Raw genomic sequence first — 8,095 nt, forward strand, 5'->3', positions numbered from 1 at the left:
GCGCTTTGAGTGAAAATGGGCAAGCCGAAATTGCTTATCGTTTGGCGACTCAGAACACATTCCCTTCTTGGGGTTGGTGGATTGTAAACGGTGCTACTACTTTGTATGAAAACTGGGATATTACAAAAAAAAGAGACTTATCACTCAACCATATCATGTTTGGGCAAATAGGCGCTTGGCTATTCAAGGTTATAGGGGGTATAAAAGTTGATGAGCAGCATCCCGGTTTTAAAAATATATTACTCGAACCCCATTTTATCGATAGCCTATCTTATTTTTCTTCAGAGCACACGAGTCCTTATGGCAAAATAATTTCGTCTTGGCAAAGGAAGGGGGGTGCTATTTATTATGACGTGACTGTTCCTGCTAATTCTACAGCTACTATCAATTTTTCAGTCAAGAAGGGACAATCACTTTTTTTGAATAAGATAGCTATAAAAAATGAACAAGGTTATCCTATTGCATCTGGTAAATATAGTTTTAAAATAAAATAAAATATTCTTCTGTTATTATGAACTGTATTGGCATACTCAAATAATATTACACCAATCATTGACTCGAGCTTCGCACTTAAATTAGGTCTTTTTTAAATTTGATTTTCTATGGATATTAAATCCAAATCGGTCATTAAAGACTATTCTAAGTCCATATAGTTCGCAGTTGATGCGCATTAATATAGATATGATACCTACCTGGTACTTCAGGCAAGATAAGTATCTCATAAAGAAAATGAATTACAGATTGCCCATGCAGTTAGAAAATTAATATAGTTTTCTTTGTTAACTGTAGAAAATTTATGATCCGGGGCAGGCTTCTGCAAAAGACGAGGGGATCCTAGTTTTTCTTTTTAGAGTAATTAAAACTTTCCAATAAAAAAGTTTACCTCATGTTTACCCAAAATATAAAAATGAGTTATAAAATAATTTATAACTCATTGATTATTAGTGTGGAGAATACCGGATTCGAACCGGTGGCCTCTTGCCTGCCAGGCAAGCGCTCTAGCCAACTGAGCTAATCCCCCTTAAAGCACCGCAAAAGTAAGGGTTAGATTTTTAGTAACAAAAAAAACTACCTTTGTAAAAGAAAAAATATACACATGGGCATTCTCAAACAATTTGCATCGTACCTATATATTAAAAAAGATAAAAAAGAACCTGGTGAGAAGAAAGATATCTATCTTAAACTGATGCATGGTATGAACCGTATTTCCATTTTAGTTTTCTTGATTGCTATGCTTATCGTGTTAGTGCGTTGGTTAATTAAGGCGATCTAGTCTTTTATCCTCTGCTGGCGAAAGGTAAAGTACCGTTGTGAAAAATAGGTAAAGGTTACAACTAAGGTTGCCTCTAGAATATAAGAGGGTGTAGGATACCAATGAAACACATGTACGAAAAGCGACAGGAGTATATAGTTAAAGAAGAAATTACAACAAACAATAAGTAAATAACGGGCAAGTTGTATACGCCTTTTGAGGTTGGAGCCGGGGAACACTACGAAAAGATTTAGATAAAATCCTATAGGAAAGGTAAAACAGAAAGCAGAGATATACGAGGCAATCGTTGGTGTTAACACAAGACCAAAAGGCAAATATACCAGTTGTTTCTGGTAGATTAAATGAAAAAAGGCAGCAAATAAAACGAAGTTAAGTAACAAATTTCCTCCTCCACAAACCGCATACCTAAAGGTTTGTAGTGGAAAAATCCTGCGGAATAACGGGTAGAAAAAATCTATTACCGATAAGATAGTCTTTTTTATTTTGTAATGTAACTTCAACATTTTTAGAAGAACGAATGTAATTAGATTTCCTAATAAAAAACTTAATCTAAACGGGTATTTGTTATTCGTCTTCAAACAGATTATTTTTGCCGGCAAACAAAATTAGTAAATGAATATTATTGAACGAATAAAAGAAGTTGCCGCGCAAGCAGTCAATCAATTGTATGGGTTGCAGTTGGAGGGGAAAGATATTGCCATTAATGCGACTAAACCAGAGTTTGAGGGTGACTATACTGTTGTTTTGTTTTCTCTCTTAAGACAAATCAAAAAGTCTCCTGAATTGCTTGGTGAGGAGATAGGCAATTTTTTAATAAAAGAAAACCCCAAATTATTTAGTGGTTTCAATGTTATCAAGGGGTTCCTTAATTTGTCAGTTGCGGATATTTTTTGGGTTGGTTTTTTAAATCAAAATACCTCCACCGAAAACTTTGGGCAAGGTGCGCCTACAGATCAAAATATAATGGTCGAATATTCTTCGCCTAATACTAACAAACCCCTGCATCTTGGACATTTGCGCAACAATTTTTTGGGATGGAGCATCTCCGAGATTTTGAAAGCGAATGGAAATAAAGTCATCAACACTTGCGTGGTTAACGACCGAGGCGTGCATATTTGCAAGAGCATGATTGCATGGCAATTATTTGCCAATGGGGCGACACCACAGTCGGAAAATGTCAAAGGAGATCACTTTGTTGGAGATTATTACGTGCTTTTTAATAATGAATATAAAAAGCAAATAAATCAATTGGTCGCAGGCGGAATGGAACAGAATCTGGCCGAAAAAGAAGCGTCAATTATGAAAGCAGCACAACAAATGTTGCAGGATTGGGAAGCGGGGAAGCCAGAAGTAATGGAGTTGTGGAAAAGAATGAATAGTTGGGTATATGAAGGTTTTGAGGAAACCTATAAACAAATAGGTACAAGCTTCGATAAAGTCTATTATGAAAGCAGTACTTATTTATTAGGCAAAGATTTGGTTGAAAAAGGATTGGCTCAAAATGTTTTTTTTCAAAAGGAAGATGGCAGCGTTTGGATAGATCTAACAGCGGATGGTTTAGATGAAAAATTAGTTCGTCGCAAAGACGGTACATCGGTGTATATAACGCAGGATATTGGTTTGGCGGAACAAAAACAGAAAGAATTTGCCATCGACCAAAGTATTTATGTGGTGGGTGATGAGCAAAATTATCATTTTAAAGTATTGAGGCTTATCTGTCAAAAATTAGGGCTACCTTCTGCTGATGGTATTTTTCATTTAAGTTATGGCATGGTAGAATTACCTACCGGTAAAATGAAAAGCCGTGAAGGTACGGTGGTAGATGCGGATGATTTGGTGCAGGAGATGATTGATATAGCTCGTCGAAAAACCGAAGAACTAGGTAAGGTAAAAGATTTTAAAGAGGAGGAATTAGAAGAATTGTATCATACTATTGGGTTGGGTGCTTTGAAATTTTTCTTATTGCGTGTAGATCCAAAAAAGAAAATGGTTTTTAATCCAGAAGAGAGTATAGATTTCCATGGATTTACCGGACCCTTTATTCAATATACACATGCGCGTATTAAAAGTATATTGCGTAAAGTAGCACCTGAATTCAAATTGGCGCAAAGGCTTGATGTAACAAAACTGATGAAGCAAGAAAAATCAGTAATTGTTCAGCTGGAACAATTTCCGACTTTTGTTCAGGAGGCAGCGATGGCGCATGATCCTTCTAAAATTGCCATTTATATTTTCAATCTGGCGAAAACATTTAATACTTTCTACAGTGATCTTTCTATCGCCAATGCAGAAACTGAGGAAAAGAAAATGTTGCGTGTACAGTTGGCAAACCTCACAGGAAAGGTAATTAAAAGAGGTATGGGTCTTCTCGGTATTGACGTACCGGAAAGGATGTAATCACTTAGGTTGTTTGATAAACAGGAATGACTTTATGCATTTATTTTAAAATAAGACAATTATGAAAAGCGGATTTGATAAAATTATTTGTTGCTTTTTTTTTGTGACCATGAGTTTTGCGGCTTGTAAAAATGGAAGTAGTTCCAATGCCACAGAAAAGGAGGCGAAGTCTCTTTCTCCTCTAGATTCGATGATGCAAATAGTGATGGACGGCCATGATAAAAGCATGGGTAAAATGGGGCACTTACTCGTTAATCAAAAAGAGATAAATCATAAGATTGACAGTTTGAAAAAAACATTGACTCCCGGTAATAAGGCGGAAATTACCTTGTTGCAATCTACTAATATGCGCATCGACTCTGTAACTGGCAGTATGAATAAATGGATGGAGTCTTTTGATATGGAAATGGATAAAATGGATTCAGTTGCAAAGATGAACTACTTGCAAAAAAATAGGATGCTTATAGATTCTATTACGACGAAAATGCAACAAGCCAGTAATTTTTCTGATTCTATCTTGGCTCAGAAATCTGGTAAAATAATTGGCAAATAAGATAATGTAATTGATGGTAGATCCTCATTCGCGTGAAAATGAATAGGGAAGAAATTGCCCCATTCATACTTTTTTCAATAACGGGACTTTTTGTCTTCGAGGCAGTAATGAACAGTCTTCAAAACCCTCTTTAATTTGTACGTTCCGCTGAAATAATTTCTAATTGAATGTGTTCCTCTTCCCTGGAAATGGGGAATGCGGCCTCATTTAATAAACTGTTGGATAATGCATCAAATAAAGCCAGGTAGTTGCCCGTTAAAGATGGTGTATATTCGATAATTCGTTCTTTTTGTTCATTAAAATACACCAATTTGCCTTTCGAGTTATTTTCTTCCATTCCGTAGCCCCTGTCACTTGGTTTAATCCCTGCGAGCAATTGACTTTCTTGTGTGTCTGTTCTGTATTTTGTATAGGAGCCATTGCTGCCGTTTAAAATGAATGCTGGCTGCGCATCTGCAACCATCATGTTGGAATGCACAAATATGTTTAAGCTGTTTGGATAACTTAGGTGAATACTGAAATAATCATCTACTTTGGTTCCAATGCGATTTTTACCAAGTGTTTTTTCCCAACTTAAAGGCTTTCCCCAAAGGCTGATTACCTGATCCAAAAGATGCGGACCTAAATCGTATAACAATCCACTTGCGGCTATGGGTTCTTCTTTAAATCGTTTAGGACTCAGCGCATCCTTATACCTGTCGAATCTAAAATGGACTTCATTGACTCTGCCCAATTTACCTGCTTCAATTACCGCTTTTACAGATAAGAAATCGCTATCCCAACGCCTGTTTTGATAAAAAAATATTTTTTTGCCTATTTCATCTGCAAATGTAAATAACCTTTGAAGCTCAGTGTTATTAGCGCATATAGGCTTTTCAATAAGTATATGCTTTCCTGCCTTCAAAGCCGCCATCGCATGTTCAAAATGCAAATAGTTAGGTGTGTTTACAATAATTAAATCTATGGTATTGTCAGCCAATAATTCTTCTATGCTATCAAAGCTATGAATGTAGGGATAATCGAGAACTGCTAGTTTATTTGTTCTTTCCACGACAGCGTATAATTCAAAGTTTGAGTGAACATGTATAAATGGCGCATGAAAGATTTTCCCTGACATGCCATAAGCCATCATTGCTGTTCTTATTGGTTTAGTTTGATTCATAAAGTATTTGATATTGAGAGTTCCTAAGGTAAAGTGAATGTATTATAAAATGATAAATAATCGTCTGTTTTAGGAATAGTTTAAAACAATTAATTGAATTTAGAACCAAATTTCACATCATTATTTATAATATAATAAGTTATCTTTGCACCACTTTACAACAGATATTCATTATTTTTTATACTTAAAATCTTTTGATAGATCATGGCAGATATCTTTGAACGGCTAGTGACGAATTATGGTCCTATTGGACAATACAGAGACAGAGCATATGGTTATTATGCTTTTCCGAGATTGGAAGGCGAACTTGGTAGTCGCATGAAATTTCGTGGGAAAGAAGTAATTGTATGGAGTTTGAATAATTATTTGGGACTGGCAAATCATCCCGATATAAGAAAAGTAGATGCGGAAGCTGCTGCACAATACGGCTTGGCTTATCCAATGGGTGCACGGATGATGAGTGGAAATACGACCTTGCATGAACAGTTGGAGGAAGAACTTGCTGCTTTTGAAAAGAAAGAGGATGCCATTTTATTGAATTATGGTTATCAGGGGATTATGAGTACTATCGACGCTGTTTGTGGCCGTCACGATGTAATTGTTTATGATGCGGAATGTCATGCTTGTATAATGGATGGTATGCGAATGCAATTGGGCCATAAGTTTGTTTTCAAGCATAACGATATGGCTGATTTTGAAAAACAAATGGAACGTGCGACTGCCTTGATCGAAAAACAGGAGCAAGGAGGTATCTTAGTTATTTCTGAAGGTGTGTTTGGCATGGCGGGCGACCAAGGAAAACTTAAGGAAATAATCGATCTGAAGAAGAAATTTGAATTTAGGTTTTTGGTGGACGATGCACATGGCTTTGGTACATTAGGTAAAACAGGTGCTGGTGCAGGAGAAGAACAGGGCTGCCAAGACGGAATTGATTTATACTTCTCGACTTTCGCCAAATCAATGGCTTCTATTGGTGGATTTTTAGCTGGAGACAAAATCATTATCGATTATATTCGTTATAATATTCGCTCGCAAATTTTTGCAAAAAGCCTTCCAATGCCTGTAGTAATAGGTAATTTGAAGAGATTGGAAATGTTGCAAACGATGCCTGAATTAAAAGAAAAGCTTTGGTCAAATGCACTAAGATTGCAAAAGGGATTGAAAGAAAGAGGCTTTGATATTGGCGATACTAATACACCGGTAACACCGGTTTATATGAAGGGCGGAGTAGAGGAAGCTACAGCAATGGTGATGGATTTGCGTGAAAATTACAATATTTTCGCTTCTATAGTTGTCTATCCAGTAATACCAAAAGGGCATATTATTTATCGTTTGATACCTTCTGCAGCCCATACCTTTGAAGATATCGATGCTACTTTGGAAGCATTTAGTTCAACAAAAGTTAAATTGGATGCAGGAGAATATAAAGTAGAAGACATTCCGGACATGAAACAAGGTGCGGGTCGCTTTGAATATTTGAATCCGGCAGATTAATTATTTTTGAACAACCTGATCCCGGTGTTAAATGTCAAGCGGCGTTTAAGCCGGGATTTATTATTTTATTCCTCGAATTACCTATTTTAATGAGTACCGTAAAAAAATATCTTTCTTTAGTCAAATTTGCCCATACTATTTTCGCGTTGCCTTTTGCGATGATAGGTTTTGCATTGGGGGTGAAGGCCGTTTATCAACAACATATGACGGTTGGAGAAATTGCTCTGAAGTTATTACTTGTTCTAATTTGTATGGTTTCAGCACGCAGTGCCGCGATGGCTTTCAATCGTTATCTAGATAGGCATTTTGATGCTAAAAATCCGCGTACGGCTATTCGTGAAATACCAAAAGGTATTATTTCCCCGGGTAGTGCGCTGCGTTTTACTATTATTAATTGTGTGGTTTTTGTCGTCGTTACTTTTTTTATCAATTCACTTTGTTTTATTTTGGCGCCTATTGCTTTGTTTGTAATATTATTTTACAGCTATACAAAGCGTTTTACGGCATTATGTCATCTGGTTTTGGGGCTTGGATTATCATTGGCGCCTATTGGTGCTTACTTAGCAGTAACAGGTGTTTTTAGTTTGTTGCCAATATTATTCTCAATAGCTGTAATTACCTGGGTTAGTGGCTTTGATATTATTTATGCAATGCAGGATGTAGACTTTGATAATTCGGAAAATCTTCATTCTATTCCTACATTTCTCGGCAAGACAAATGCATTACATACTTCGGTATTTTTACATCTTGTAAGTGCAGCAGCCGTTGTTTCTGCTGGTGTGTATGGGGATTTCGGTATTTTGTACTGGATAGGTATCGCGGTGTTTGTCGGTATGCTTATTTATCAGCATTTATTGGTTAAGCCTAACGATTTAACTAAGGTTAATATTGCTTTTATGACAGCCAATGGCATCGCCAGCATTGTATTTGGTATTTTGGTCATTGCGGATGTAATTATCTTTTAATTTTTATCTAAAAATAAATGGCGCGTATTATTTGTATAGATTATGGTGGTAAACGCACGGGTATTGCAGTTACAGACCCCTTGCAGATAATCGCCAGTGCCTTAACTACGATTGATACTAAAAAATTTATTCCATTTTTGAAAGATTATTTCTCCAAAGAAGAGGTAGAATTGATATTGATAGGGGAACCGAAAAACTGGGACGAGAGCGATACACACGCTACACCATTGGTAAAGAACGCTATTTTGCTA

General features: G+C 36.4%; 9 protein-coding genes and 1 tRNA gene. 7 read left to right on the forward strand and 3 right to left on the reverse strand.

The annotated features are described in order from the left end of the window. Nucleotides 1–494 (forward strand): alpha-L-rhamnosidase C-terminal domain-containing protein (locus ACQR30_RS16090; protein ID WP_429736780.1); only part of this gene is annotated, 494 nt, incomplete at its 5' end. A 453-nt stretch (nucleotides 495–947) separates the two neighbouring features. Here ACQR30_RS16090 and ACQR30_RS16095 read toward each other — a convergent pair. Continuing rightward, nucleotides 948–1,021 (reverse strand) — tRNA-Ala (locus ACQR30_RS16095). 75 nt (nucleotides 1,022–1,096) lie between these two features. On the opposite strand from ACQR30_RS16095, the gene ACQR30_RS16100 reads away from it, so the two are divergent. Beyond that, the gene (locus ACQR30_RS16100) at nucleotides 1,097–1,273 is read left to right on the forward strand and encodes a DUF6728 family protein (RefSeq protein WP_429736781.1); all 177 of its coding nucleotides are present in this window, start codon (nucleotides 1,097–1,099) and stop codon (nucleotides 1,271–1,273) included. On the opposite strand, the gene ACQR30_RS16105 is transcribed toward ACQR30_RS16100, so the two are convergent. Then, the gene (locus ACQR30_RS16105; protein ID WP_429736782.1) at nucleotides 1,270–1,776 is read right to left on the reverse strand and encodes a GtrA family protein; all 507 of its coding nucleotides are present in this window, start codon (nucleotides 1,774–1,776) and stop codon (nucleotides 1,270–1,272) included. The two genes, ACQR30_RS16100 and ACQR30_RS16105, sit on opposite strands and share 4 nt — an antisense overlap. 109 nt (nucleotides 1,777–1,885) lie before the next feature. Here ACQR30_RS16105 and argS point away from each other — a divergent pair, with 109 nt between their 5' ends. Both argS and ACQR30_RS16115 read left to right on the forward strand, forming a co-directional pair. Then, nucleotides 1,886–3,670, forward strand: coding sequence for an arginine--tRNA ligase (gene argS, locus ACQR30_RS16110; protein WP_429736783.1), 1,785 nt, complete (start codon nucleotides 1,886–1,888; stop codon nucleotides 3,668–3,670). A gap of 61 nt (nucleotides 3,671–3,731) precedes the next feature. Beyond that, nucleotides 3,732–4,223, forward strand: coding sequence for a hypothetical protein (locus ACQR30_RS16115; protein WP_429736784.1), 492 nt, complete (start codon nucleotides 3,732–3,734; stop codon nucleotides 4,221–4,223). A gap of 130 nt (nucleotides 4,224–4,353) precedes the next feature. Here the strand turns inward: ACQR30_RS16115 and ACQR30_RS16120 are convergent, their stop codons facing one another. Then, on the reverse strand, nucleotides 4,354–5,385 hold the full coding sequence (locus tag ACQR30_RS16120; protein WP_429736785.1) for a Gfo/Idh/MocA family oxidoreductase: 1,032 nt from the start codon (nucleotides 5,383–5,385) through the stop codon (nucleotides 4,354–4,356). A 204-nt stretch (nucleotides 5,386–5,589) separates the two neighbouring features. Between ACQR30_RS16120 and ACQR30_RS16125 the strand changes: the two genes are divergently transcribed. From ACQR30_RS16125 to ACQR30_RS16135, 3 genes are all read left to right on the forward strand, one after another. Then, nucleotides 5,590–6,879 (forward strand): aminotransferase class I/II-fold pyridoxal phosphate-dependent enzyme, encoded by a 1,290-nt coding sequence (locus ACQR30_RS16125; RefSeq protein WP_429736786.1) that lies wholly within the window; start codon nucleotides 5,590–5,592, stop codon nucleotides 6,877–6,879. An 89-nt stretch (nucleotides 6,880–6,968) separates the two neighbouring features. After that, nucleotides 6,969–7,844 carry a UbiA-like polyprenyltransferase gene (locus tag ACQR30_RS16130; protein ID WP_429736787.1) on the forward strand — a complete coding sequence of 292 codons (876 nt, stop codon included), beginning with the start codon at nucleotides 6,969–6,971 and terminating at the stop codon, nucleotides 7,842–7,844. Nucleotides 7,845–7,861: 17 nt separating this feature from the next. After that, nucleotides 7,862–8,095, forward strand: a 234-nt coding sequence (locus tag ACQR30_RS16135; RefSeq protein ID WP_429736788.1) for a RuvX/YqgF family protein, incomplete at its 3' end; no start/stop codon positions are given.

It is taken from the genome of Arachidicoccus sp., from assembly GCF_050436765.1.
Taxonomy (GTDB): Bacteria; Bacteroidota; Bacteroidia; order Chitinophagales; family Chitinophagaceae; genus Arachidicoccus.

What these genes read in the sequence shown, in the direction of transcription:
- ACQR30_RS16125 (WP_429736786.1), top strand. Translation starts at nt 5,590, where the DNA reads ATGGCAGATATCTTTGAACGGCTAGTGACGAATTATGGTCCTATTGGA.
- ACQR30_RS16100 (WP_429736781.1), top strand. Translation starts at nt 1,097, where the DNA reads ATGGGCATTCTCAAACAATTTGCATCGTACCTATATATTAAAAAAGAT.
- ACQR30_RS16120 (WP_429736785.1), bottom strand. Translation starts at nt 5,385, where the DNA reads ATGAATCAAACTAAACCAATAAGAACAGCAATGATGGCTTATGGCATG.
- ACQR30_RS16115 (WP_429736784.1), top strand. Translation starts at nt 3,732, where the DNA reads ATGAAAAGCGGATTTGATAAAATTATTTGTTGCTTTTTTTTTGTGACC.
- ACQR30_RS16105 (WP_429736782.1), bottom strand. Translation starts at nt 1,776, where the DNA reads ATGTTGAAGTTACATTACAAAATAAAAAAGACTATCTTATCGGTAATA.
- ACQR30_RS16130 (WP_429736787.1), top strand. Translation starts at nt 6,969, where the DNA reads ATGAGTACCGTAAAAAAATATCTTTCTTTAGTCAAATTTGCCCATACT.
- argS (WP_429736783.1), top strand. Translation starts at nt 1,886, where the DNA reads ATGAATATTATTGAACGAATAAAAGAAGTTGCCGCGCAAGCAGTCAAT.